This is a genomic window from Solibacillus sp. NPDC093137, from assembly GCF_050280445.1.
In the GTDB taxonomy this organism is placed as follows: Bacteria; Bacillota; Bacilli; order Bacillales_A; family Planococcaceae; genus Solibacillus; species Solibacillus isronensis_B.
This window is the reverse complement of record NZ_JBNNVH010000002.1, coordinates 126,518-151,487: the sequence shown is the minus strand read 5'-3', so window position 1 is coordinate 151,487 and position 24,970 is coordinate 126,518. Positions and strand designations below refer to the sequence as shown.

General features: G+C 39.6%; 23 protein-coding genes and 1 riboswitch. Of the genes, 6 read left to right on the top strand and 17 right to left on the bottom strand.

Annotated elements, in window-relative coordinates:
* Positions 1–36 precede the first annotated feature (36 nt).
* The 4 genes from ACQKN3_RS12540 to ACQKN3_RS12525 form a co-directional block, all read right to left on the bottom strand.
* On the bottom strand, positions 37–231 hold the full coding sequence (locus ACQKN3_RS12540) for a hypothetical protein (RefSeq protein ID WP_427711880.1): 195 nt from the start codon (positions 229–231) through the stop codon (positions 37–39).
* Positions 232–303: 72 nt separating this feature from the next.
* Positions 304–2,499, bottom strand: a complete 2,196-nt coding sequence (locus ACQKN3_RS12535; RefSeq protein ID WP_427711878.1) for a histidine kinase dimerization/phospho-acceptor domain-containing protein — start codon at positions 2,497–2,499, stop codon at positions 304–306.
* Positions 2,500–2,880: 381 nt separating this feature from the next.
* Positions 2,881–3,567, bottom strand: a complete 687-nt coding sequence (locus ACQKN3_RS12530) for a response regulator transcription factor (protein ID WP_014824875.1) — start codon at positions 3,565–3,567, stop codon at positions 2,881–2,883.
* 261 nt (positions 3,568–3,828) lie between these two features.
* Positions 3,829–4,695, bottom strand: a complete 867-nt coding sequence (locus tag ACQKN3_RS12525) for a DMT family transporter (protein WP_427711875.1) — start codon at positions 4,693–4,695, stop codon at positions 3,829–3,831.
* Between the two features lie 117 nt (positions 4,696–4,812).
* Between ACQKN3_RS12525 and ACQKN3_RS12520 the strand changes: the two genes are divergently transcribed.
* Positions 4,813–5,043: a DNA-binding protein gene (locus ACQKN3_RS12520; protein ID WP_427711873.1), complete on the top strand. Its 231-nt coding sequence runs from the start codon at positions 4,813–4,815 to the stop codon at positions 5,041–5,043.
* 54 nt (positions 5,044–5,097) lie between these two features.
* On the opposite strand, the gene ACQKN3_RS12515 is transcribed toward ACQKN3_RS12520, so the two are convergent.
* The 3 genes from ACQKN3_RS12515 to ACQKN3_RS12505 all read right to left on the bottom strand — a co-directional run bounded on the left by ACQKN3_RS12515 (position 5,098) and on the right by ACQKN3_RS12505 (position 8,620).
* A complete protein-coding gene (locus ACQKN3_RS12515) occupies positions 5,098–6,084 on the bottom strand; it encodes a homoserine dehydrogenase (protein WP_251690575.1) in 987 nt (328 codons plus the stop codon).
* A gap of 643 nt (positions 6,085–6,727) precedes the next feature.
* On the bottom strand, positions 6,728–7,126 hold the full coding sequence (locus ACQKN3_RS12510) for a hypothetical protein (RefSeq protein ID WP_427711871.1): 399 nt from the start codon (positions 7,124–7,126) through the stop codon (positions 6,728–6,730).
* 189 nt (positions 7,127–7,315) lie between these two features.
* The gene (locus ACQKN3_RS12505; protein WP_427711869.1) at positions 7,316–8,620 is read right to left on the bottom strand and encodes an O-acetylhomoserine aminocarboxypropyltransferase/cysteine synthase family protein; all 1,305 of its coding nucleotides are present in this window, start codon (positions 8,618–8,620) and stop codon (positions 7,316–7,318) included.
* Between the two features lie 117 nt (positions 8,621–8,737).
* A riboswitch (SAM riboswitch) is annotated at positions 8,738–8,852 on the bottom strand.
* A 245-nt stretch (positions 8,853–9,097) separates the two neighbouring features.
* On the opposite strand from ACQKN3_RS12505, the gene nfsA reads away from it, so the two are divergent.
* Positions 9,098–9,832 (top strand): oxygen-insensitive NADPH nitroreductase, encoded by a 735-nt coding sequence (gene nfsA / locus ACQKN3_RS12500; RefSeq protein WP_251690572.1) that lies wholly within the window; start codon positions 9,098–9,100, stop codon positions 9,830–9,832.
* A 44-nt stretch (positions 9,833–9,876) separates the two neighbouring features.
* On the opposite strand, the gene ACQKN3_RS12495 is transcribed toward nfsA, so the two are convergent.
* On the bottom strand, positions 9,877–11,556 hold the full coding sequence (locus ACQKN3_RS12495) for a hypothetical protein (RefSeq protein ID WP_427711867.1): 1,680 nt from the start codon (positions 11,554–11,556) through the stop codon (positions 9,877–9,879).
* 169 nt (positions 11,557–11,725) lie between these two features.
* Between ACQKN3_RS12495 and ACQKN3_RS12490 the strand changes: the two genes are divergently transcribed.
* The 3 genes from ACQKN3_RS12490 (at position 11,726) to ACQKN3_RS12480 (ending at position 14,804) form a co-directional block, all read left to right on the top strand.
* Positions 11,726–12,373 (top strand): lysoplasmalogenase, encoded by a 648-nt coding sequence (locus tag ACQKN3_RS12490; RefSeq protein ID WP_427711865.1) that lies wholly within the window; start codon positions 11,726–11,728, stop codon positions 12,371–12,373.
* Between the two features lie 151 nt (positions 12,374–12,524).
* Entirely contained in the window at positions 12,525–13,748 is a 1,224-nt protein-coding gene (pepT, locus tag ACQKN3_RS12485; RefSeq protein WP_427711863.1) for a peptidase T, read from the top strand.
* A 90-nt stretch (positions 13,749–13,838) separates the two neighbouring features.
* The gene (locus ACQKN3_RS12480; protein WP_251690568.1) at positions 13,839–14,804 is read left to right on the top strand and encodes a DMT family transporter; all 966 of its coding nucleotides are present in this window, start codon (positions 13,839–13,841) and stop codon (positions 14,802–14,804) included.
* Positions 14,805–14,829: 25 nt separating this feature from the next.
* On the opposite strand, the gene ACQKN3_RS12475 is transcribed toward ACQKN3_RS12480, so the two are convergent.
* The 4 genes from ACQKN3_RS12475 to ACQKN3_RS12460 form a co-directional block, all read right to left on the bottom strand.
* Positions 14,830–15,906: a S26 family signal peptidase gene (locus ACQKN3_RS12475; RefSeq protein ID WP_427711860.1), complete on the bottom strand. Its 1,077-nt coding sequence runs from the start codon at positions 15,904–15,906 to the stop codon at positions 14,830–14,832.
* 3 nt (positions 15,907–15,909) lie between these two features.
* Positions 15,910–16,404, bottom strand: a complete 495-nt coding sequence (locus ACQKN3_RS12470) for a sigma-70 family RNA polymerase sigma factor (RefSeq protein ID WP_251690566.1) — start codon at positions 16,402–16,404, stop codon at positions 15,910–15,912.
* A 26-nt stretch (positions 16,405–16,430) separates the two neighbouring features.
* Positions 16,431–17,705, bottom strand: a complete 1,275-nt coding sequence (locus ACQKN3_RS12465; protein WP_427711858.1) for a polysaccharide deacetylase family protein — start codon at positions 17,703–17,705, stop codon at positions 16,431–16,433.
* Positions 17,706–18,075: 370 nt separating this feature from the next.
* The gene (locus tag ACQKN3_RS12460) at positions 18,076–18,504 is read right to left on the bottom strand and encodes a DUF4395 domain-containing protein (RefSeq protein WP_251690564.1); all 429 of its coding nucleotides are present in this window, start codon (positions 18,502–18,504) and stop codon (positions 18,076–18,078) included.
* Between the two features lie 108 nt (positions 18,505–18,612).
* Between ACQKN3_RS12460 and ACQKN3_RS12455 the strand changes: the two genes are divergently transcribed.
* Positions 18,613–19,320, top strand: coding sequence for a Fe-S oxidoreductase (locus tag ACQKN3_RS12455; protein WP_427711855.1), 708 nt, complete (start codon positions 18,613–18,615; stop codon positions 19,318–19,320).
* A gap of 154 nt (positions 19,321–19,474) precedes the next feature.
* On the opposite strand, the gene ACQKN3_RS12450 is transcribed toward ACQKN3_RS12455, so the two are convergent.
* From ACQKN3_RS12450 to ACQKN3_RS12430, 5 genes are all read right to left on the bottom strand, one after another.
* The gene (locus ACQKN3_RS12450) at positions 19,475–20,587 is read right to left on the bottom strand and encodes an amidohydrolase (RefSeq protein ID WP_427711853.1); all 1,113 of its coding nucleotides are present in this window, start codon (positions 20,585–20,587) and stop codon (positions 19,475–19,477) included.
* A 148-nt stretch (positions 20,588–20,735) separates the two neighbouring features.
* Complete coding sequence (locus tag ACQKN3_RS12445; RefSeq protein ID WP_251690562.1) at positions 20,736–20,873, bottom strand: hypothetical protein; 138 nt, start codon at positions 20,871–20,873, stop codon at positions 20,736–20,738.
* 168 nt (positions 20,874–21,041) lie between these two features.
* Positions 21,042–23,057, bottom strand: coding sequence for a TRAP transporter permease (locus tag ACQKN3_RS12440; protein ID WP_251690561.1), 2,016 nt, complete (start codon positions 23,055–23,057; stop codon positions 21,042–21,044).
* Entirely contained in the window at positions 23,050–23,409 is a 360-nt protein-coding gene (locus ACQKN3_RS12435; RefSeq protein ID WP_251690560.1) for a DUF1850 domain-containing protein, read from the bottom strand. The genes ACQKN3_RS12440 and ACQKN3_RS12435 overlap by 8 nt, the downstream gene beginning before the upstream one ends.
* Positions 23,410–23,639: 230 nt before the next feature.
* The gene (locus ACQKN3_RS12430; RefSeq protein WP_251690559.1) at positions 23,640–24,674 is read right to left on the bottom strand and encodes a TAXI family TRAP transporter solute-binding subunit; all 1,035 of its coding nucleotides are present in this window, start codon (positions 24,672–24,674) and stop codon (positions 23,640–23,642) included.
* Positions 24,675–24,970 lie beyond the last annotated feature (296 nt).

The following is a 24,970-nucleotide window of genomic DNA, read 5'->3' as shown; positions in this document are numbered from 1 at the left end:
GTCAATAATATTATCATCTTTTAATTTCAAAGACGATTAGTTGAGGTTTTCTAATAAATTCGATTTTTTTCTAATATGGCATTCACTTGTTCTAATAAAACCGGGGTTTTCTAATATCATCGCCGGATTTTCTAATATGTGCATGAACTTTTCAAATAACAGATCCGAACTTTCAAATATCCGATCCACTTCTTCTAATAAAAACTTTCTTTCTTCTAATAAATCCTGCACGCCCGCTACATCCGACCCAACAAATACAAAAAACTACAGCAAGGCACACACCCCTCGCTGTAGATTTACTCACTATTTATCTGTTGGAATACTAACCGTCACTTTAAACAGATCCCCATCAACTGCGATGTCCAATTGCCCGTCATGCAAATCAACAATTGACTGTGCAATGGCTAGCCCCAGCCCTGAACCTTCTGTATGACGTGATGTATCGGCACGTTTGAAACGCTCGATTAATTGGGAAGCTTCTTCGTTCAGCTCGTATTTCGCGACATTTTTCACAGTCAATTCGGCATTCCCCTCATGCGACTTCAAGTTGACGTAAACACGTGTGCCTTCCAACGAATATTTACGTGCGTTAATAATTAAGTTATCAATGACACGCCACCATTTTTGCCCGTCCACACGAGCATAAATCGGCTGTTCTGCGATATTGATACGTAAATCCAAATTGGCTGCTGCAAAGTCTTCTCCATGCTCACCGACCGCCTGCTGCAACAGTTGTGCTAAGTCGATGCGCTGTTTCGTAATTTCTACATTGCCGCTTGCCATTTTCGATACTTCAAATAAATCTTCAATTAATGTTTTTAAACGATTCGATTTCGCATCTAAAATGTCGATATATTTTTTTCGCTCTTCCTCTGTGATTGCTGGATTTTTCAGTAAATCCGTATACGTAATAATTGATGTGAGCGGTGTACGCAAATCATGGCTGACATTCGTAATGAGCTCTGTTTTCATCTGCTCACTTTTTGCCTGTTCATTCATACTGTTACGGACACCTTCACGAAGCCCATTTAAATTTTCGGCGTGTCTTGCTAAAGGAGATTTCCCTTTCACCTTTAAATCTTTTGTGAGACGGCCATGTGCCATGTTTTCAGTATGTTGCATAATACGGTTCAGGTAGCCCATACGACGCATGAACATATAGAGTGCCGGAATAAAGAACACTACAAATAAAAACATATAGAACAGGAAAACACCGAAACTGCCTGCTGTCATAACAACGGCAAATCCAAAGCCTCCAAGGAAAACAACAAGAAGCAATATTAGTGACTGCATCCCGATTGAACGATTTTCAAACATTGAGATAGCACCATCTACAAACTTCGCCGTAAATGTCTCCGGCCAGATTTTCTCCAAGTCACGCTGCCCTTTTAAACTTACCCATATTGAAACAACCATAAAGACGATTGCAACAATAAGCGCAAAACTGATAACGCCTGTCACGATAAAATCCGTAAGAAAACCCGAACGATTATCCGTATAATGATAAATTAGCGTCTGTATGGATCTTGTAAAAGAACCATTAAATATAAATGCAAAGTATGTTGCAATAAGAGTTGCTACGATTCGAATATCAATAGGGAAACGTTCAAATAGTTCACGTAGCTGGAACTGGCGATTGAACTGTTCAAGCTTTGGTTTTAAAGAAGTCATTAATAAAATAAAACTGATAATCCCTGCAAGAATAATGCCGTAATACACATATTTCGTAATGATAAACGCACTTTTTTCATTGCTTATATGAGTGTTTGCGATCCAACTAGCCGGCACAGTTACAACACCTGAAATATCCGATAAATCCTGCTCAAGTGTATAGCTATCTTGCAGAATCCCCATGCTATCATACTCATAATAATTAAGCGGATAGAGACCTGAGAGGCTTTTCCCTACATTGTTAACTGTTTTTTTAAAGACACTCTTTTCACTAATATCGCCATTACGGTAAACTTCTCCGGTTTTTTCATCTTTAAATTCATAAGCAAAGTAATCGTATTTGCTCAAAACTTCTTTCTTTTCTCTTTCAATTTCTTTAAGCTTCTGCTGAATTGCTTTTTTCTTAATTACTAGTATTTTTTCTTTTACATATTCATCATCTTCAAAGTTTTTCTTAATGTCGGCAATCTTGGCGTCACGTTCTTGTTCAATTGCCTCGATTACTTCCTGATCTTGTGTTCCATCTATTTCGCTTGCATACTGCTCTTTAATATTTTGAATTTGCTCAGCAAGGGAACCGTAATATGTACGGTAATCCTCAATTTCCTCAACCGATACTGTTAAAGCCCCTTTAAATTCTTCTTCCGTCGGCGTGTTAAACACATACTGCGAGAACTCATATACTAAGTTCTCTGCTTCATTGTTATAATTTTGCGATTCATAAAAAGTTTTTCCTAAATAACGACCGCCATTAGTAAAAATTAAACTTACTGCAGTTACTACTACAAACATAAGAAAAAGCTGGAGGTATAATTTATTGTTTTTCATTTTTCCTTCCTCCTCACTTAATTATCAATTTCGCCTCGGCGTAATTGCGTCCAGATTTTTTAGGCCCACAGGATGTGGGTTAGTCAGCCGTTGTCACACGATGTGACGTATTTAGGCTGACTTCATTGTCCCTTTAAAAATCTGTGACATCCGCCAGGGGCTTATCTTCATTCAGCAGGCTATCGAAGTACCCGTTGCATCAAATAAAACAAGTATTCCTTACCCGCTTATAAAAATGTTTGTATTCCGCTGAATGAAGATAAAAAATATAGGAATTGCTTTACTAAGGGAACGAATCGCCCTGTCAAATAGTCGATAAAATAAGTCCCGATAAAATAAAAACCGATCACCGCGCCGAGAGCTCCAACCCAAGAGAAAATTTTACTTTTCAATTTTATAACCCAATCCCCACACCACTTTTAAATAACGAGGATTTTTCGGATCGGCTTCGATTTTTTCACGGATTTTCCGGATATGCACGGCAACAATATTTTCTGCGTTATACGCGGGTTCATTCCATACAAGTTCGTAAATATCGCTGATTGAATAGACGCGCCCCGCATTTTTTAGTAGAAGCTCAGTTATTTTATACTCAGTCGGTGTCAGTTTGACAGGTTCTCCGTCCACACGGATTTCCCGCGCTGCAGCGTCCAGCTCCAGTCCTTCAACAAGCGGAGCGGCTTCTCCTGCAGTGCCGAAGTTGACATAGCGTCTTAGCTGGGACTTGACGCGTGCCATCAATTCAAGCGGGTGGAACGGCTTTGTAATATAATCGTCCGCACCTACTGAAAGCCCATGAATTTTATCGCTTTGTTCCGCCTTTGCACTGAGCATAATAATTGGGATATTGCGTTCTGCACGAATTTTGAATGTGGCGGTAATCCCATCCATCTTCGGCATCATGATGTCTAAAATCATACAGTGCACTTCATTTTGTTCAAGCAGTTCGATTGCCTCAAGCCCGTCTGCCGCTTTTAACACCCGGTAACCTTCATTTTTTAAATAAATTTCTATGCCGTCCCGGATGTCCTGATCGTCATCTGTTACGAGCACCGTCAGCTGATTCATCTTGCTCACCTCACAACTTTTTCTTATAAGTTTATAATAAAGCCCATTTCTTAACATCTAACTACTGAAAATCTGAAGAAATTCTTAAGATTTCTTCTTTAAATTAAAAGAGATTCCACTTTATATGCAATGTTTTCTACTTTCCCTGCGTTAGGTACTACTTTCCATTCAAAAAGTTCAACTTCGCCCACAGAACTTTCCACTTTATGGACAGTTTGTTCCACTTTCACCGCGTACTTATGACAATAAAAAAACTGCCTCCTATGAAGCAGCTTTCTTTGTGCCGAATGTTAGCACAACTATTCCACCTAATAATAAACTAACACCGATCCAAGCAACAAATGTTAAATGTTCCCCTACTAAAAACACACCCAGTAATGCAGCTGTTAAAGGTTCGGCTAAGCTTAATGTCACTGCGGCTGACGAACTGATTTTCTTTAAGCCGCCCAAAAATAATATGTATGCCAAACTTGTAGCAGCAAGTGCCATAAAAAGAATCGGCCAAATATTTACGCCTTCTGTCAGCCAGCCAAACCCGTCTTTTGCTGCGAGCGGCAACAAAAATAATGCGCAAATGGAAAAAGTCATCGCTACAGCAGGCAATGTTTCTTCCCGTTTCATCAACTGCTTACTCACATTCGTATAAAGCGCAAACATGGAACCTGCAGCCAATGCTAACCCTATGCCAAGCGGGTTGATCGCCGTCTCACCTTGATTCATAAACAATAGCAAGCAGCCGACAATGGCGAGCACTGTCGCAATTGCCCATACGAACGTTGGCCGGACTTTCCAAAAGACCCACTCGATGAATCCCGCAAATACTGGTGCACTTCCGATTGTCACAACCGTCCCTACTGCAACCCCTGTAAAGCGAACAGATGTGAAAAAAAGACTTTGGAATAAAGCAATTGCGATCGCTGCTAAAATGGTCCACTTCCATGACCAGTTACGGAATGAAATTTTTCTCATTAAAAGAACCGCCAGCAGCAACACCCCGCCGCCAATACCAGACCTTACACCCGCTACCGCAAAGGAAGAAATCCCTTCCGATAAAAAAGTTTGTGTTGTCCCGACTGTCCCCCAAAGCATAGCGGCCAGCAGCACAAACAGATACGGTAAAATATTCACATCCCACACCTCATTTTTATTAATTATGCTATCATACGTTGTAAGTCTATTCGAGATGAAGTTTTATTAAAATCGATTTATAATAAGATTAACTAAAACTAAAAAGGAGGCATCATGATGTATAAAACGGTAGAACAAACTGCAGCGGAGATAGGCATGCCTGAACATCAGGTTTTACAGTACATTTATGCTGGTCGCATTAAAGCAGTGCATGATGGTGAACACTTTTTAATTAATAGTGCGCAATTTGATACGTACCATCAGCAACTCGAACGAATTAAAGAAGAGATCGAAATCTGGAAGAACACGCCGATTCCCGAAGATGTCGATATAAAAGATGAAGACTAAAAGAAAAGAAGCGAATTCGTTCATCGAGTTCGCTTCTTTTTTAATCTCTTCTTATTATATAGTGACTGTAAACCCCGCACGTTTACCGATAATTTCAGCGTAATCCTCTACCATTACACTTGCAGTCGGATACATCCCCGCTCCAGGCCCAATTACAGATAATGTTCCAATGTAGTTTGTCTCCATCGTTACTGCATTAAACACATCGTCAACGGGATAAAGCGGATGTTCATTGTTCACTAGTAGTGGTGCCACTTTTGCCTGAATCGTACCATCTTCAAGTTTTTCCACTTCCGCCACATGACGATAGCGAAGACCTTGCGCTGTTGCTTCCGCTACTTGTTCTGATGAAATTGTATCAATTCCGATTACTTCTACATCTGCCCAATTTGGCTGTTCTCCAAATGCAAGGCTCGATAAAATCATAAGCTTTTTAAATGCGTCCTGACCCGATACATCATTAAATGGATCGGCTTCAGCATAGCCTAATTGCTGTGCTTCTTTTAATGCTTGTTCAAAGCTCCAGCCTTCCGCACGCATTTTTGTTAAGATATAGTTTGTTGTTCCATTTAAAATTCCTTGAACACAGCTTACTTCGTTGACAAGAAGAATGTTTTTCATTGTTTTAATAATAGGCACACCGCCTGCTACCGTTGCCTCAAAGCCTACGAAAACACCATTTACTTTCGCCAATGCTTCGAGCTCCTCACCCCGTTTTGCAAGCATTACTTTATTCGCTGTAATGACATGGCATTTTGCCTCAACAGCGCGCTTTAAGTAAGTGAATGCAGGCTCTTCATTTACAATCGCTTCAAATACAACTTGCAGATTATTTTCCGCCAGTACGTCATCCATTGATTCCGTCATTAAATGTTTTGTGCCCGGTACACGCTCACGGCTTGCATCGGTTACTAAAATCTTCGCGACCTCTAGTTCAACACCTAGCTTTTCGCGAAGCTCCTGCCTCTTTTCATTTAAAATATGGTAAATCCCCTGACCTACTGTGCCAAATCCTAAGATCGCTGCCTTGATTGTTGCCATTGCCTTTCTCCTCCAAATTCTTAACACACATATATTAACGAATAATTCAAAAAATTTATCTTAAAGAAAATTCTATCCTATATAATACATGAAAACAAGGGAAATCTCGCCTAGAAGGACATTTGTTTACTGTAAACGGTCAATATTCATCCAAATTTTATTTTTTAAGAGCTAATTTGGAGACTATGATGTTAATATTTCCAGTCACTACTTGTGTTTGAGGCTAAGCAGTTGAGAGAGTTTTGTTATGTTCTAATATATTCGGAAATCATCTAATATATTTTAAAATGTTCTAATAAAATTGCGATCTTCTAATATAACCGGTTAATGTTCTAAAATGAGGTCGCAATCTGCTAATATCCTCACTCAATTTGCGAATATCGCTCACACTTCTTCTAATATCGCTCATCATTGTTCTAATAAATCGCAAACACCGGTTTCAACAACCATTTCCTGCCTGGAAAATAAGCGTACCCAACCCTCAAATTCACCCAAATTCTAATAACATCGATATTTCTTCTAATATCCCCAAAATTTCTTCTAATAATCGTTTTCATACTTCTAATAAACCATATACACCGTGTAAAAAATCATCAAATAAAAAAACACTAGCAAGGAGGCTCGCTAGTGTTCCGGAATTATTTTATACTGCCACGTTTACATCATTATAGGCCCGTAAACGATAGGCAGTTAAAATCTTGGTCATGACGATTTCCTCTTTTGCCGAGTAGTCAGGGACCGCGTATGGGCGCTCCACTAACTGAAATTCACCATATTTTAAGAACCACTCTCTGGCTGGCGATAAAATATGGGCTGTACCATGAATTTTGTATTCCTCGGCAACTTCTTTTACAACATAACCTGCTGTGGCAAGATCGTGAGCTTGTTCAGAGAAGGCACTGTGTCCAAAAACATGCTGCCACATCGTATTCACATCCGCCAAAATTTGCTGGATAGCGCAAGCGTTCACAAATTCCTTTACGTCATTAAGTTCATAAATAATATAGGCTGCAATGTTTTGTGCACTGTATACTTTCCCCATGTTGAACAACTCCTTTTCTTCCAATGATGCTGCAACATCACTTTAAATTTTTCCGGTTGGTAATATTATTATCCCAATTGTATTACTTGGTATTAAATTTGTCAATAAAACTTATAAAAATAGTAGGGATTAATTTTCTAAAAATTGCTTAGCTTCTCGAATGGGAAAAGCTAAGCCTTTTTTAAAGGTTTATGCGTTTGTTTCTGCGCCTACTTCAGCCGCAACTTTCGCTAATGCCTGTTCTAAATCTGCGATAATATCTTCTGCTGCTTCTAACCCGATCGATAAGCGAATGAGCTCTTCCGATACGCCGGCAGTTTTTAGTTCTTCAGCAGATAACTGTTGGTGCGTTGTGCTCGCAGGGTGGATAATCAATGAACGGGCATCCCCAACGTTTGCTACGTGTGAAAACAATTCTACGTTATCGATTACTTGGCGACCGGCTTCGCGTCCACCTTTAATGCCGAACGTAATGATAGATCCAAAGCCGTTTTTCAAGTACTTTTTCGCCAAATCATGTGTCTCAAAATCTTCAAAGCCGTTGTAATTTACGTATTCCACAAATGGGTGGTCTCTTAAATACTCGGCAACTTTTTGTGTATTTTCATTGTGACGGACAATACGCAAATGAAGCGTTTCAAGTCCTTGCAGGAAGTTAAATGCTGCGTCAGCAGATAATGTTGGACCAAAATCACGCAATAGTTGAACACGAAGCTTTGTCGCAAATACTGCGCCTGCTGTGTCAATCCCGTAGCGTAGACCATGGTAAGAAGTATCCGGTTCTGTAAATCCTGGATGTCTTCCTTGTGTCCAGTCGAACTTCCCTGCATCAACGACAATCCCGCCGATTGTCGTTCCATGACCACCAATCCATTTTGTTGCAGAATGGATAACAACATCCGCACCGAATTCAATCGGATTACTTCCGTATGGGGAAGCAAATGTGCTGTCGATTAATAAAGGAAGACCATTGTCATGAGCGATGTTTGCTACCGCTTCAATATCCAGTACTTTCAAGCTTGGATTTCCAATAATTTCAGCGAAGATCGCTTTCGTTTTATCCGTGATTGCCGCCTGGAAGTTTGCAGGATCTGATTCATCCACAAATTTTACTGTAATGCCGTAGCGAGGCAATGTAGTTGCGAATAAATTGTAAGTCCCACCGTAAAGTGAACCTGCCGCAACAATTTCATCCCCTGCACCGGCTACGTTTAAAATCGAAAATGCTACTGCTGCTGCGCCAGATGAAAGCCCTACTGCAGCTGTACCCCCTTCTAATAAAGCAACCCGCTCTTCAAATGCCCCGACTGTCGGGTTCATAATACGAGAATAAATATTGCCTGTTTCCTGTAATGCAAATAGACGTTGCGCATGAGCTGTGTCATTAAATGCATAGGCTGTTGTGCGGTAAACTGGAACTGCAATTGCACCTGTTACCGGGTCTGGCTTTTGTCCCCCGTGTAATAATAAAGTTTCTGGTCTTAAATTTGTCATTTTATTACCCCCAAAAATTTAATCGATGGTGAAATCGGTGTTTTTTGAGGAGGATTTTTTAAATGAAAAAAACCCTCTTCAGTTAAGAAGAGGGTTGCGCATGAGCAAGTTTGCCTCCTCTTATCTTTCAAAATGATTGTCCATTTTGTAGGAATTAGCACCTTAGTCAGTTCATCACTTACTGGTTGCCGGGCATCTCAGGGCCTATTCCCTCCGCCGCTCTTGATAAGAGTTATGTGATTTGTGTTCCATCGTTGAGTCTCAGTATAAAACATACTAATCCGATATGTCAACACAAAAAATTAAAATTTTCAGATTTCTATTCGGATTACTCTTATCTGTATTTAACGATATGCAAAAATTCCTTCCTTATGAATTGAACAGACGTTAATAATCGACTTCAAGTAAAATATTGACTAAAATAAGCTTGAAGGCTATATATTTATTTTTTTTATTACATATAAGGGAGATGTTCACGTGAATACAAAAGAATTATTACGCAGTCATACATCTGTTCGTAAATATACAGGTGAGGAAATTTCTAAAGAAACTGTCATCGATTTAATCGAAACTGCACAAATGGCGGCAAGTTCGCATTTTGTACAGGCCTACAGTGTCATTTGGGTAACGGATGAAGAAAAGAAAACGAAGCTTGGTGAACTGTCTAAAAATGAATTCCAGTTCAAAACAGCGGGCGCCTCTTTCTTGTTTTGCGTAGATTTCAAACGTTTGCAAGTAGCCGGTCAAAAACATGGGGTTGATATTTCTGCTGACACGGCTGAAAACGTGCTTGTAGGGGTAGCAGATGTTGCATTATTTGCTCAAAACTTCGTTATTGCAGCTGAATCAATGGGTTACGGCATTTGCTATATCGGTGGTGCCCGTACAAATCCTAAGGAAATCAGCGCGCTGTTCAATTTACCGGAATACGTTTTCCCGTTATTTGCGATGACAATCGGTACACCGACAAAACGCAATGAAACAAAACCGCGTTTACCGGTAGCTGCGGTATTGCATGAAAATGGTTATGACGTTGATAAGTACGAGACGCTGCTAGATGAGTACGATGGAATTATGGAAGACTATTACAGCAGCCGGTCTTCGAATCAGAAGACTGCAACATGGACGAAACAAATGGCTGATTACTTAGTTGAACAAAACCGTCCGCATATTAAAGACTTCCTTGCTTCACAAGGCTTTACTTGGAAGTAAGCTAATAAAAAGGAGTATGCCGCAAAATGGCATACTCCTTTTGTTTATTTCAACCCTTCAATTTGCAATGCTTTTACAGGCTGGAAATCTTCTCCTGTTTTTGCATACGTTATCGTCGCCTGGTCACCTTCTTGCAAGTATATTGCAAACGGTGCAACTTCCGTAGAAACGATGAAGTTTTCACCTGTGTTCGCCAGGAAGGATACAATTGTGAAATCACCTACACGCTCTTTATAAACACGCATGACTTTTACCGTCGCTTTGGCCTCTTCGGCATTCGAAGTACCATCTACCGTACTGCCGCCACGGCTTAACGCTGTTTTATAAAGTCTTAACGCTTCATTTGGTGTTGTACCATATGCCGAAATTTCAGGATTTGCTGCTGACACGATAAAGTAATTTTGCAGGAATCCGTTCGCATCAAGTACAGCTGACAGCCAGCTCGCTTCACCGTAGAAGTTATAAAGGATCGGCATTTCGCCCTCCCATTCTTTTTCGATGAATTTTTTCTCGATAATTTCAAGAGCCCCTTGGGAATCCATATAAGACTCTTCCAGATTTCCAGTATAGTACGTTGCTTCACCAGTACGTGCATGTGTTAATGCATAACCAAGCATCGAGTCAACGCCCTCTTTTGGACTTGTAAAATCAGTGAAATAATACATTTCCCCGTCTTCCATAAAGATCGGACTTACATTTGCTTCCGTACCTTCATCACTCGGTAACTTAACATCCTTTTTACCGACAAGACTATTCCAGAAGCCGTGTACATAGTTACCGAAATAACTGTTTTGCAAACTTACTGCTTCCGGTGAGACAGCACCGTCAATAAATGCCGGTACATCTGCAATCGCAATTTTCTCTGTTGCACCCGTCTCCGCATCAACAAGCACAATCCCTTTTACATCAAAGCCGTTACGAGCAGAAATGAATTCCCCGTAAGAACGGATGTAATATGGTTTTCCATCTTCATCAATTTCCAGCTGCGGATCTCCATAGAAAATTAATGATGGATTTTGAAGACGAATATGACGCTCCAGGTTTTTATTTAAATAAGCAGATGGAACATAGCTCATTTCTGCCTTCACAAACTTTGGATTATCGCTTGAGTCAGTAGCACTCATCGTGAAATATCCTGGAGTTGTTTTTCCGTTAAACCACTTAAAGAATCCTGAAAACTCTACAGGTGCAATGTAAACATACTGATCATTTACTTTTTGAATTTGCAGATTTCCTAATTCATAATAGCTCGTGTTTGGCACCTGTCCAAACGCTTTTTTCATTTTGTTTTTAACAAATTTCGGCGGTACACTTGCCGGTGTTTTCGTCTCATCAAACGCCGAAATTTCCGTCTTTTCCTTCATTTCTGAAGACTTGAATTTTTCATCTGCATTTAAAAATGGTGCACTTACTAAATAGCCGATCCCAATAATGCTGACAAGCACGATCGCAGATTTAATTTTTTGCTCCTTACCGACTGCAAATATCGCGCCAATAATCGCTACAACAGGTATTACGTATAAAAAAATCGTCCAGCTTAGATCGATTTTAGAAATATATACTGTTAAAAATACTGAAATAAAACTTACTATAAATGTTGTAATGAATAAGCTCGTAAATGTTTTTGATGAAAGCTCCTTATTGCGAACTTTTTTTGATAACGGCATTAATAATAATGTGATCAAAAGTGATCCAATTGCCGTTATTAGCAATAATTGTCCCATAACAATCACCCTCTCTTACTTACTATGTACGAATAACCTTTCAAAAAGATTCATAAACAAGTAAAATCGCATAATTTCTGGCATAATAGAGCATATATTGTATTTTTATGAAATCATAGTTTAGTTGTTTAGTAATTATATATAAATATTATACTCAGGGGGTTAATGGATGGCACGGAAAGTTTTGATTTTACTGTTCTTCGGGCTTGGCTTGTACTATGTATTCTTTTTTGAAACGATTGATAGTTCACTAAAAATGGTCTTTAAACTTTTGCCAATGATTTTGCTTATAGCGCTTGCACTTTTAACAAAAGTACATGTGAAATCTCCATATTATTGGCTTATCTCCATCGGTTTAATTTTCTGTGCGGTTGGCGATTATACATTGCAATGGTTCATCGTTGGACTGAGCTTTTTCCTGATCGGTCATATTTTCTATATTTTTGCATTCCGTTCAACAAATCAGCAGAACACACCACTGTATGTAAAAATTACTTTAGCTTTATACGGTGCGGTTATGATGTTCTGGATTGCGGGAAGCCTGCTACAAAAAGGAGACACTGTACTTGCCATTGCAGTGACCGCTTATATTTTAGTTATTTTAACAATGGGATGGACATCATTCCGAACAGGAAGTAAGTTTGCTGTCATCGGCGCCATCCTCTTTATCATGTCGGACTCAGTATTAGCTATTAACCGGTTTATGTTTGATGTTCCCGCTTCCCATATCCTGATCATGTTCACGTATTACGGCGCACAGTTTTTCCTCATGCTCAGCATAATTGATTATGATCGATTACGATCGCGTCCAGATTAAAAAAATATCATTTAAAAAATCTATGATATCTGCCAGAGGCTTATCTTCATTCAGCGGGTACTTAAGTAGCCGCTGAATGAAGATAATTAGTTCAAAAACCGAAATAAAAAGTGTAGAATAAAAGCAATAAGTATTAGGAGGTCTTTTTCGTATGAAAGAGAAAGTAATTGAACGTTTAGTACGCTATGCAAAAATTGATACACAATCAGATTTCAATTCTGACACTACCCCTTCAACAATGAAGCAATTCGATTTATTACATGTATTAAAAGATGAATTGGCAGCAATCGGTTTAACGGATATTACGCTGGACGAAAACGGCTACCTATTTGCAACACTTGAATCAAATACAGACAAAGACGTACCGACACTTGGCTTTTTGGCCCATGTTGATACGACATCGGACTACACAGGAACAAATGTACAGCCTCAGCGCATCGATAACTATGATGGTGAAGCGATTACATTAAAAAATGGTTTAGTCATGGCACCGGACTACTTCCCGAACTTAAAAAACTATGTTGGCCAAACGTTAATTACGACAGACGGCAATACATTGCTTGGTGCGGATGATAAAGCCGGCATCGCTGAAATTATGACGGCAATGGAATACTTAGTTAACAATCCAGAAATCAAGCACGGCAAAATCCGTGTAGCATTTACACCGGACGAAGAAATCGGGCGCGGTCCGCACAAGTTTGATGTCGAGAAATTCGGTGCGGATTATGCTTACACAATGGATGGCGGTCCCCTTGGTGAGCTACAATTTGAAAGCTTTAATGCAGCTGGCGTAAAAGTAACGACACGCGGCACGAACATCCACCCGGGTTCAGCAAAAAATAAAATGGTGAACTCGATTACAATGGCGATTGAATTCCAAAATGAAATGCCTAAAGAAGCGGTTCCTGAAAAAACGGACGGCTATGAAGGCTTTATCCACTTAATGCATTTCAACGGTGGCATTGAAGAAACAACAATGTCATACATTATCCGTGACCATGACCGCGCTAAATTCGAAGAGAAAAAAGCGTATATGGCAAAGGTCGGCAAAGAGTTACAGGCAAAATACGGTGAAGAAGCATTAACTGTAGCGATCGAGGATCAATATTACAATATGGGCGAAAAAATCGAGCCTGTTATGGAAATCGTCGATATCGTAAAAGAAGCGTTTGCCAAGTTTAACATTAATCCGATTGTCGAGCCAATCCGCGGCGGGACTGACGGTTCTCAGCTATCATATATGGGCTTGCCGACACCAAATATTTTTGCGGGCGGCGAAAATATGCACGGTAAATATGAATTTGTATCAGCTGAAACGATGGAAAAAGCGACGGAAGTCATTATTGAAATTGTTCAGTTATTCGAACAACGTTAATAGTAATTTTTAAATGGGGCGATTACTTTCGCTCCATTTTTTTGTATACTTAATAGACAGAAAATTCAATACAATCAAACGAGGTGTGTGATGAGGGAAATACTGATTGGCATTTTAGCGGCCTTATTTTTTGCGGTTACATTTGTATTGAACCACTCAATGGAATTGGAAGGCGGAAGCTGGCTATGGAGTTCTTCACTCCGCTACTTCTTTATGCTTCCCTTTCTCATTTCCATTGTTGCTATCCGGGGAAAAGGCGGTTTTCGTATTTTATCGAATGAAATGAAAGATCATCCCGGTGCATGGCTCATTTGGAGTTTTGTCGGGTTCGTATTATTTTATGCGCCGCTTACATTTGCCGCGGCATTCGGTCCAGGCTGGCTCGTATCGGGTACATGGCAGTTTACGATTGTAGCAGGTGTTTTATTGGCTCCGCTATTTATTACGACTGTCGCCGGAAAAGACGTCAGGGCAAAAATCCCGCTTATTTCACTTGGCATCTCGGGCATTATTTTATTCGGGATTTTGCTTATTCAAATCCCGCAGGCACAGTCAGTTTCTATGAAAAGCCTGCTTCTCGGTATTCTGCCAGTAATTATCGCGGCATTTGCCTACCCGCTCGGCAATCGGAAAATGATGGAGTTATGCAAGGGAAGAGTCGATCCGTTTCAACGTGTTCTAGGCATGACAATCGCTTCCTTGCCTGCATGGATCATACTCGCAATCTATGCATTGTTTACTGTTGGCCTGCCCTCTGCGAGCCAAGTATATCAGTCGCTGCTCGTTGCTGTTTCTTCAGGTGTTATTGCGACAATACTTTTCTTTATCGCAACAGACCGTGTGCGCCATGATCAAGGAAAGCTGGCGGCCGTTGAAGCAACACAATCGACAGAAGTGCTTTTTGCGATGGTCGGTGAAATGATTTTACTAAGTGTACCGCTTCCGCAGCCGATTGCTTTAATCGGATTGGCGGTTATCATTATCGGCATGCTGCTACATAGCTATCACACAGTACTTATGAACAAAAGATTACAGGCAGCAAGTGAAAAAGGGTAGCGACATTGCGTCACTACCCTTTTTGCTACATCCCCCACTGCCAAATGCCAGTCGGATCTTTATACATTATAAACACATATTCCCCTACAGCTTCGCGGTTGTACTGGTAGCGTATTTCCACTTCTGTATCGGATAAATACGTAACATTTCGGTAGGACGCTTCCAAAAACAGCTCGGCTAAACGGTTCGAATGTGTAAATGGAATATCACTTGCCGATAATCTTTCACTAATTGACCCATCTCCAAAAATTTGATCATACAAATAAAGATCAAAGTATTGTTCTGGTGTATAGTCATTTTCTAACTCAAAATAAATTGATGTTGTTGTACTTTCCTCTGCCAATGCTACGACTTCCCCGTAAATTTTATGCACAGCGGTAATTGTACCTGCCTGCATTGTACCCTCTGCCGGGAAATGATTCACCAAAAAGTATTCACGCGCATTCAATAACTGATCGTAGCCTCCTGCAATCGTATTGCCGTTTTCCTCATACAATTCCTTTAATTCCGATCTTACAGGCTTCCCATTTACCGTTAGCTTGCCGTCCTGCAAAACGACACGGTCTCCTGGTACTGCAACTACTTCATAATAGGCGTTTTCGTATATTGGTAAATGACTGCTCGTATTAGTCATCGTTCGTACTACATCGCCCGCTTCATATACGGCTTCATCAAATAAATTTTCCTGACGTTCTATCACTGTATGGTAAAGTCCCTTTTTCCCTGCAAGTGTAAAGGTTTCTTTGTCTACATATTGTAAATCCGATAATTGTTCCAGCACTGGTAGCTGTGCAAAGGAATCATAATCGATTGTTGATAATTGCTTCTGTTTTTGAAGAGTAGCAATTTCCGCTAAATCATCAAGCGGATCATAAGGGGCACCCCGCCCTTCATTTCCCGAATTATGCGTAAAAGGAACGGCTGTCATAAATAGGAATACCGCAACTGCTGCAACAGCTGCCGTTACTAATTGAACATGCCATGAACGTTTCTGTTTTCGGGGGGGCGGAGTCAATTCGGACTTCACACGCTGCTTAATACGACTTTCCTGCAAGCGTGTATCACCCATCATTTCATCCAGTTGTTTTCTAAATGGATCCATGCATCATTCCTCCAATCCCTCTTCGCTAAAAAACTCTTTCAATTGTTGCTTTGCTCGACGCAAACGTGTTTTCACCGTATTTTCATTCAGCTGTAAATACAGTGCAATATCGGCAATGGACTGTTCGTCATAATAAAATAAAATGAGCGGTTCACGATATTTCAGTGGTAGCTGGAATAACTTCTGTTCAAGTGATGCAAGATGCTCTTTTTGTATAACTTCTTCGTCCGTACCTTTTGTTTGAGCAAAGATCGTTTCAAAAACGACATCCTTTTTATGCTTCCATGAGCGTAAATAATCTTTTGCGCGATTGGCTGTCATTTTTGTTAAATACGTTTTCAATGACGACTCATTGCGAAACTGGTCGCTCTTTTGAAAGTATGTTACAAACACTTCCTGTACGATGTCCTCGGCGGTAGCCCAATTTTTAACGTACAAATAAGCAATGCGCACTAGATAACGCGTGTGCTCATCAACAATTGCATCAAATTCTCTCATGTAACGATTAACACCTTCTTATATCCTTAAGACCAGTCCACCCCCTTTACAAAGGACGTGAACTGTTCAAATGTTTTATTTTCCGTTATGCCGAAACGATTGACCTCATAATTTGACTGCTGCATATTAGCATAGCCTTCATTTGTAGTAAAACCGATTAACAGCCCTACTTCCTTCATCGCTGCGATCATATCTTCATCGTAATGACCAAATGGATACGCTAAAGAAGTCGCATTCGTCAGCATGTTTACATTTTGCTGCAAATCCTTCGCAATGTCAGCGGATGTCAACTCTAATGCGATTCCTGCCCCATTGCTGAACTGATGCAAGTTATGTGTATGCGCTTCGTATTGAAACACGTCCGTCATTTGCTGCATCTCTTCGGCCGTGAAAAATTGAAGGGGTCCTTTGGCGTCAAAAACTTGTTCACCTTCAAAGCGCTCTGTACGAGAAGATATAATATGCTGTACCGCAGAAAATCCATGTTCCTTTAAAATTGGGTAAGCATAGATCTTTGTCGATAATAAACCATCGTCAAATGTAATGAGTACTGAATTAACCGGTAAAATTTGGCGACCTTCCAAATAATCATAAAGCTGTGTTGTCGAAATTGTTGTAAATTGCTCTTCAGCTAAAAAGGCCATTTGCTGTTCAAATGATTGTACAGAAACCGTACTCGCATTTGTCACCATTTCTTCTTTCGGCAAAATATGATGATACACTAAAACTGGAATTCCTTCATCTATTTCAACTGATGTTTTATGTATATAACCGGCACGTTCTCCTACTTTTATGACAAACCAACCGTCAATCTCCCCCACGATCGGGTAACGAAACCCCTGTGAAAGCTGCAGCAACACACTGCTCTTAAGATCTTTTTCTTCATATACATTTATTTGTTCTGTCGTTTTAATTGAGTTCGTTATTTCTGTATTAACTAACGTCTCAAGGGGACGTTTTTCTACAGTGGCACTTCCCTTTTTAATAAAAGCCGAAATTTTCCCGAATCGAAGTTCGTAATAAAGTTCATCTTCTCCTACGATTGCAAAAGAAGTATTCGAATGTACAATTCCAATTTCCGTGAGGGCATTTCCTTTTATATAAATCGGCTGTTCTTCATTCAGTACTATGACTTTTTCAAATAGATGCGTAGTTTGTTCTATTTGGGTTCCTTTATCTATAGCTGTTATATCCTTTTCATTTGCAACTGCACGTTCAATCTTTTCACTTGAACCTCTATATTCAATTGTCAGGAATAATACGCATACAGCGATAAACCCTACAGCAATTAACTTTTTCATCATTTCCTCCGCCTACATTTTTTATTTAAGCAACGTACAGACGGAGAAATTCAAAATAAGTTTCAAAAAAGTTTTAGAAATTTTTTATACACAAAAATACCCGTATCTGTAAGCGACACGGGCAATGGGTCTCCCAACAAAGGAAGAAAAACTAGAAGAAAAATATAAAGGGTGAAAAACTCAGTGTCTGACACACAGTCAAACTTACATTCTAAATGAGGGGGTTTAGAACGCTATGGCTGAGCTAACAAACTCCTGGAGAAAAGTTGTTAGCTCAGACTTATTTGTACTGTATTACAAATAAGCTCTTGCTACAGTTATAATGATAATGATTATCAGTATCATTGTCAACCCGTTTCCAAAAATCTTTTTAAGTATTTTTTAATGAACGTCGATATTGGTACTGTTTGTATTGGAAGACCATAAAGCAGCCGATACAAAAGCCTAAAATTGCTACAAATGATGCAACCGCCACCATAATCGTAAAGCTGTATGCAACGACCGGCCAATCAAATGCAAACCCTACTATTCCACCTGCCAGACAAATGCTTGCAATCGCTGAATTGAATTTTTGCTGTCCGATATCTTCAGGAATATACGTTTTGATGTCTTTCGTTAAAAATATTTTCGCAAAACGCATAATTGGATTAAACCCGGTGAAAATCCCAAGTAAATTTGCAATTAACGGTATCGCTAAAATCCAGTACTGTCCTGTCACCCATGTGATAACGACTGATAAAAATATAACCCACTGATTTACACGAACTAATGGTCTTGGTACAGAAATCGGTTTTGTCATTAAAACCAACCTTTCTTATATGTTTTATTCATTTTAGCGTTTTTTACCGCGTTTGGGAAGAGAAATGGTATAGTAAATGTAAATATTTTTTTAGAAAAGGTGATACGTATGCCTGCACTTTCTTATGATCAAGTAAGACAATTAAATTCCTATAGTATTTTTACCGAAGAACCTGACCGTCCATTATTTACATTGGCGAATCTACATAAAGACTTCTATTTGACAGATTTCCGCAATTTGATGATGGGCATCACGAATGCTGCAACGGAAGCTGCGGCCATCTCCCACTTCGGACGTCGATACGGCATGTTTGTCGCAATGCAGTTTTATATGCTGACTACGTATGATGAAGTTTGGGACGGCAAGCCAGAAGATTTGCGTTTCGCTATTGTTCAGGAGTTCGGCATTCATACACTCGGGATGTATATAAACCCAAATGATTTCCGTTATGTGGAGGATGATGAGCGCGAAAGAGTGATGGCGGATATTTTATATAAGACATCTGTTGTTATTGGCCAGCTACGGAAAACAACGTCCATTTCGCCGCTGACTTTATGGGAAAATATTTTCGGATACATGCTTTGGCACTTCCATACATTACTCGAAAATCCGGCATTGGCTGACCGTGCTTTCGAGGACCTGGACATGCTCGAAGATAAAAATGTTTGGCGTTACTTCTCGGACAAATCACTGTTTTTAAATTATACAGGCGGAAAAAGCCCTTCTGCTCTCATCAATCAGCCTGTTCGCAAAAGCTGCTGTTTTTCAAAAGACATCCCCGGCTTAATGGCTTGCGGATTTTGCCCGATGAAATAATGTTTTGTTTTAAATGCCGTTTAACCGCGGCACTTTTTTATTTTGCAGGATTTGCTTGGGGTCACGTGTTTCTATTATCCGGCCTTCTATTATCGCTGCAACCACTCGACGAAAAAAAACGATGCTACAAACTTCATAGCATCGCCTTATCATCTTATTTCATTGCACTGTTTTTCAAAGTTGTTGCGATCACTTTGGCGCCATCGAGCAATGCCTTTGCATCAAAGGTCATTTTCGGATGATGGAGTCCCGGACCAAGATCTGCGCCAACGCCGATCATCGTCGCCTTCAACTCTGTATTTTTAATCGTATAGAAGTGGAAATCATCGCTTCCTGGTGTTACTACTGCCGGTGCCAGACTTTTCTCTCCAAGTGCTTCAACAATCGAGCGTTCTGCAATTGCTGCAGCTTCCGATGATACTTCCGCGCCTGGTGTAACGTCCATCCAATCCCATCCAACCCCAATATCGAACATCGCTGCAATTTGTTTCAAGCCTTTATCAACATCACGCTGTACTTGCGCCAATACTTCATTTTTCTGTGCACGTACATCGATTGAGAAAGTCGCATTTCCCGGAATAATATTGACGCTTCCGCCATCTGCTACAATTTTCGTTAACTTCGCTGAGTATACTTCAAATGGATCGACATGGATATTTTTCAGCATTTGCTGAATCGCTACAACGACATCAATTGCATTTTTCCCTTGGTGAGGACGAGCACCATGTGCATCAATACCAGTAATTGTCCCAGTTAAGAATGCTGCAGCACCATGATAGATTGCAGGTGATACTTTCCCTAATGGCAGCTCTTCCATAGGACGTAAATGAACACCGAATAAATGGGTAACATTTTCCATTACACCTCGGTCAATCATCGCCAATGCGCCGCCACCTGTTTCCTCAGCCGGCTGGAAAATAAAGCGGATTTTCTTTTTCAAAGGTTCATTTTTTAATGCATAAAGCGCACCTAAAACAATTGATATGTTTGCATCATGTCCACAAGAGTGATTTGCCTGCATAACCCCATCCACTTCCTGCCATAGTGCATCGATATCCGCACGAACCGCAATTGTTTCTTCGCCTTTTCCGATTTCCGCGACAAGACCAGTCACATCATCAAACTTTTTATAGCTGACGCCCATATCATCTAAGATTTCTGCTAATTTTGCTGTTGTATTTATCTCTTTCCAGCTTACTTCAGGGTTTGCATGGAAATATTGAAACCAATCAAAAATCATTTGTTCTGTAGAATTAACCGCTAACATGAAACGCACCTCGAATATTATTTAGTACTTCTATTATACAGTACAATTTTTGCATACTACATTATTAGTGCCTAAAAAAACGACATCTATCCAATCAGTTTCGTTGAATAGACGCCGTAATATTTTTAAATTCATTTTAAAAACTCCTTTATAGGCTTGAGAAAAACCCTTGCGGATATTGAGTGCGTTCTTCACTTTCCGAAACCTCTTGCTGCTCGGCTAACTCAAACTCCACCTCTTCGTCAAATAAGTAAGTTTCAAACGTCGACTTTAAAAGTGTTGACATATCATTTTCTCCCCTTTAAACTATTTGAATTTTTAATTAATTTAAATAATATAATGGTTTTTCAAGAAAATCAACAAATAAATGCACTTAATGCATAAAAAGTATTAAATCTATCTATTTTCGAGATAAATAGAAAAGCGCCTGAAATAAATTTCAGACGCCTCACTTTTATGAAATGGCCACTTTGGAACCGTTTCCTTTATTTCTAGTAATATATTGAATCACGAACATGACTCCAAATACAATAAGTCCAATTGTATCCGACAGTGATTCAGGGTAAATCATTGCTAAACCTGCACCCAATAAAATAATACGTTCAATCCAGCTTACAGGGCGGTACCAGTAGCCAATAATTCCGACACCTATTGCAATCATACCCATAATCGCAGTGAACACTACCCATAAAATTTGCCAGATCGTTACATCAATCATAAGCAGTGCCGGTGAGAAGACAATCATGTACGGAATAATGAATGCCGCGATGGCAAGCTTCGCGGAGTTCACACCAGTACGAATCGGATCTCCTCCAGAAATACCGGATGCTGCAAAGGCGGCGAGCGCAACAGGCGGTGTAATATCCGCAATAATACCGAAATAGAACACGAAGAAGTGCGCTGATAAAACTACAATCAGTGGAGCTGCACTTGCCGCTACGTCCGGCGCTAGTAATGCAATGATTGCTGGTGCAGCAATCGTTGATGTAATAACATAGTTTGCCGTTGTCGGTGCACCCATACCTAAAATTAACGAAGCAATCATTACAAAGAATAACGTAAGGATAATACTGCCTCCTGCTAATTTTACTAAGCTGTTTGCAAGGGACAGCCCTAATCCTGTCTTTACAACAACGCCTACAATAATACCCGCACAAGCTGTTGCAGCAGCAACTGCTAATGCCGAGCGTGCACCCTCAACCATTCCATCGATAATTTCTTTAAAGCCGAATTTCACGTCAGGATTAATGAACCCGACAACTATACAAGAAATAATTCCGTAAAGCGCCGCGTGAATTACCGGTACACCTGACATCATTAGAATAATAATCAGTACAATCGGAATAAGTAGATAAATTTTCTTGAATACTTTAGAGCGATCTGGCATTTCTTCATCTTTTAAGCCACGTAATCCTAAACGCTTTGCTTCAAAGTGTGTCATGATCCAAATACCTGTAAAGTATAGAACTGCCGGAATAGCCGCAGCCTTGGCAATATCCCAATATGTGACACCACGACCGATAAACTCAACCATTAAGAACGCAGCAGCACCCATGATCGGCGGCATTAACTGTCCACCTGTAGATGCTGATGCCTCTACAGCACCAGCAAAGTTTTTGTTGTAGCCGAGACGTTTCATCATCGGAATCGTATATGAACCTGAAGTTACTACGTTTGCTACAGAACTTCCTGAAATTGTACCTTGCAGTGCAGATGAGAAAATTGCAACTTTTGCAGGACCACCTGTTAATTTTCCGGCAATCGCAATCGCTAAGTCATTAAAGTATTCCCCTACCCCTGTTTTTACAAGGAACGCGCCGAATAATAGGAACGCAAAAATAAATGTAGAAGATACTGCTAATGGTGTCCCTAAAATCCCGTCTGTCGAGAAGAACATTAAGTTCACAATACTATCCAAACTTTGACCTCGGTGTGCCATAAAGTCCGGCATATACTGACCATAAAATGCGTAAAGTAAAAACAGCCCGGCAATAATAGTGATTGGTAAACCGACCGCTCTACGGGCACCTTCCAATACGATAATTACTGCCAGTATTCCGATATAGAAATCCATTGTTTGTAGTTGACCTAAACTTTGAACGAGCCGGTCATAATTGATTACCCAATAACTCCCTACAATAATAGCAATAACAGCTAAAATATAGTCATAAAACGGAATTGTCCGTTTTGATAGCTTACGGCTTGCTGGGAAGAGTAAAAACACAAACGTCAAAGCAAATCCAATGTGAACCGTACGCTGAATTTGTGCAGGAAACTGTCCGAAAATTGCTGTGTAAACTTGGAAAAGTGTAAATGCAAGTAAACCAAAATAGATGAAATGCTTCATGAAATTTTGCGGGTTACGCTGATTTGATTCCAAATCATATTTTTCAAGTAATTCTTGCTGCTGTTCCAAAGTAAGTGATTCGTGTAAAGCTTCTGTATCTACCGCCACTTTCTTCTCAGTCATCTAATTCGACTCCTTTCAATTTGTCATATAAAGACAATTTTTGAATTGTTACCATATAGGATTTCCCTCGTACTAAATGCTTTTTTAAAGGAATGATTTTCCCTCTATGCTGAAGATTTAATTTATAGTCGACATTCCCGATATGTAACGTAAAATTTTCTAATTTTGCATCATTGTACTGAAGTGTATAGACCCCATCTTCATATTGTAGTGTCTGCCCTTCTTCAGCATGCCCTGGCATCCCTATTGCCACATCCGTATACTCCATTGCAAGCAGCTGAAGTTCATTTGTAGGCAGCACTTTATAACTCTCTGTTACATCCGTTAAATGTATGGAATGAGTAAAAATCATCTGAAACTCATTTTCATCCTTCAACGGCAAAAAATGTTGAACAGGCTTCTGAACTCTTGTCTCTGTAAAAGTTATGCTCCGTTCAAAAGGAATAAACCAAACAATAACACTAAGAAAAACCAGGATGATAAAAATCCATTTTTTCATTTGAATGATCACTCGCTTAAATAGAAAATACAACAAAGGCCTCTGAAGCTATTTTTGCGACAGAGGCCCTTTGATTTTCCTAATTACTTCACTTCATCAAAGTATCTTTGTGCACCTGGGTGTACGTCAATACCGATTCCGTCTAAGCCTGTTTCAGCTTTAATAAATTCGCCTTTAGCGTGACCAATTTTATCTGTATTATCATAGATTGCTTTTGTCATTGCATACACTAAATCTTCTGGCAGGTCTTTATTTACTGCTAACATTGCACCTACAGAAACAGCAGGAACTTCTGCTTCTAAACCGTATGTGCCAGCAGGAATATTATCCACAGCATAGTACGGGTACTTCTCGATTAACTCTGCCGCTTTGTCTGCTTCAACTGGAATGATGTGCACCCCATTTGTTGCATTTAAAGCTTCAACAGCACCAGTTGGGTAACCAGCTGTAATAAATGCTGCATCAATTTGACCTGATTGAATACCGTCAGTAGATTCACCGAAGTCTAAGTTTTGTGCTTGAATATCATCTTTAATTGATAATCCGTGGATTTCCAATAATTGCTCAGCGTTTGCATAAGTACCAGAACCTGGTGCACCTACAGAAACTTTTTTACCTTTTAAATCTGCAAATGTTTTAATGCCTGAATCAGCTAATGTTACTAATTGAACTGTTTCCGGATATAAAGCGCCTAATGCAACTACAGAGTCAATTTTTTGCCCTTCGAACATTAAAGTTCCTTGAGTTGCATAGTAAGCGATATCTGTTTGAACGAACGCAACTTCACCGTCACCTGCAGCTAAAGCTGTCATGTTTGCTGCAGAAGCTTGTGATACCTCAGCAGTTGTTTTTACCCCTGTATCCGTTGTAATTAAATCCGCAAATGTTCCTCCTAATGGATAGTAAGTCCCTTGCGTACCACCTGTTAAGATACTTAAAAACCTAACATCTCCGAAATCTGCCTTTTCAGAGCCAGAATCCGTTTTGTCAGTACCTGTAGATGTTTCAGTACCAGTTGAAGTTGATGTTTCAGCATCATCATCCCCACCACATGCAGCAAGGACTAAAATAAATGCACTTAGTACTAATAAGAAAAGCATATTTTTAGATTTGAACATGAAATTATCCCCCTTTTTACCTTATTATAGAATTCATTTTACATACACAAATATTCAAAAGTCAATTAATATCTTAAAAATCTAATTATTAAGCAAGCTATAATATTCTATAAAAATCATAAAAGTGCTATAAAATGATGCTTTTCACTAACAGCCTTCAACTCTAAAATCACTCTCAGCTTTTAATACATGTCGTATAATGCATAAAAAATGAATAAAATTACTTTTCTAATATATATAATGTTATTGAAATATTCTGTATATTATTAACACAAAAAATCTCTTAAGCAGAAAAA

Excerpts from the sequence above, each read along its gene's own strand:
- ACQKN3_RS12470 (WP_251690566.1), bottom strand. The coding sequence starts at position 16,404 with ATGAGAGAATTTGATGCAATTGTTGATGAGCACACGCGTTATCTAGTG.
- ACQKN3_RS12455 (WP_427711855.1), top strand. The coding sequence starts at position 18,613 with ATGCCTGCACTTTCTTATGATCAAGTAAGACAATTAAATTCCTATAGT.
- ACQKN3_RS12430 (WP_251690559.1), bottom strand. The coding sequence starts at position 24,674 with ATGTTCAAATCTAAAAATATGCTTTTCTTATTAGTACTAAGTGCATTT.
- ACQKN3_RS12445 (WP_251690562.1), bottom strand. The coding sequence starts at position 20,873 with ATGTCAACACTTTTAAAGTCGACGTTTGAAACTTACTTATTTGACGAA.
- ACQKN3_RS12505 (WP_427711869.1), bottom strand. The coding sequence starts at position 8,620 with ATGACAAATTTAAGACCAGAAACTTTATTATTACACGGGGGACAAAAG.
- ACQKN3_RS12460 (WP_251690564.1), bottom strand. The coding sequence starts at position 18,504 with ATGACAAAACCGATTTCTGTACCAAGACCATTAGTTCGTGTAAATCAG.
- ACQKN3_RS12435 (WP_251690560.1), bottom strand. The coding sequence starts at position 23,409 with ATGATTTTTACTCATTCCATACATTTAACGGATGTAACAGAGAGTTAT.
- ACQKN3_RS12495 (WP_427711867.1), bottom strand. The coding sequence starts at position 11,556 with ATGGGACAATTATTGCTAATAACGGCAATTGGATCACTTTTGATCACA.
- ACQKN3_RS12535 (WP_427711878.1), bottom strand. The coding sequence starts at position 2,499 with ATGAAAAACAATAAATTATACCTCCAGCTTTTTCTTATGTTTGTAGTA.
- ACQKN3_RS12465 (WP_427711858.1), bottom strand. The coding sequence starts at position 17,705 with ATGAAAAAGTTAATTGCTGTAGGGTTTATCGCTGTATGCGTATTATTC.
- ACQKN3_RS12480 (WP_251690568.1), top strand. The coding sequence starts at position 13,839 with ATGAGGGAAATACTGATTGGCATTTTAGCGGCCTTATTTTTTGCGGTT.
- ACQKN3_RS12515 (WP_251690575.1), bottom strand. The coding sequence starts at position 6,084 with ATGGCAACAATCAAGGCAGCGATCTTAGGATTTGGCACAGTAGGTCAG.
- ACQKN3_RS12440 (WP_251690561.1), bottom strand. The coding sequence starts at position 23,057 with ATGACTGAGAAGAAAGTGGCGGTAGATACAGAAGCTTTACACGAATCA.
- ACQKN3_RS12510 (WP_427711871.1), bottom strand. The coding sequence starts at position 7,126 with ATGGGGAAAGTATACAGTGCACAAAACATTGCAGCCTATATTATTTAT.
- ACQKN3_RS12450 (WP_427711853.1), bottom strand. The coding sequence starts at position 20,587 with ATGTTAGCGGTTAATTCTACAGAACAAATGATTTTTGATTGGTTTCAA.
- ACQKN3_RS12530 (WP_014824875.1), bottom strand. The coding sequence starts at position 3,567 with ATGAATCAGCTGACGGTGCTCGTAACAGATGACGATCAGGACATCCGG.
- ACQKN3_RS12475 (WP_427711860.1), bottom strand. The coding sequence starts at position 15,906 with ATGGATCCATTTAGAAAACAACTGGATGAAATGATGGGTGATACACGC.
- ACQKN3_RS12520 (WP_427711873.1), top strand. The coding sequence starts at position 4,813 with ATGTATAAAACGGTAGAACAAACTGCAGCGGAGATAGGCATGCCTGAA.
- pepT (WP_427711863.1), top strand. The coding sequence starts at position 12,525 with ATGAAAGAGAAAGTAATTGAACGTTTAGTACGCTATGCAAAAATTGAT.
- ACQKN3_RS12490 (WP_427711865.1), top strand. The coding sequence starts at position 11,726 with ATGGCACGGAAAGTTTTGATTTTACTGTTCTTCGGGCTTGGCTTGTAC.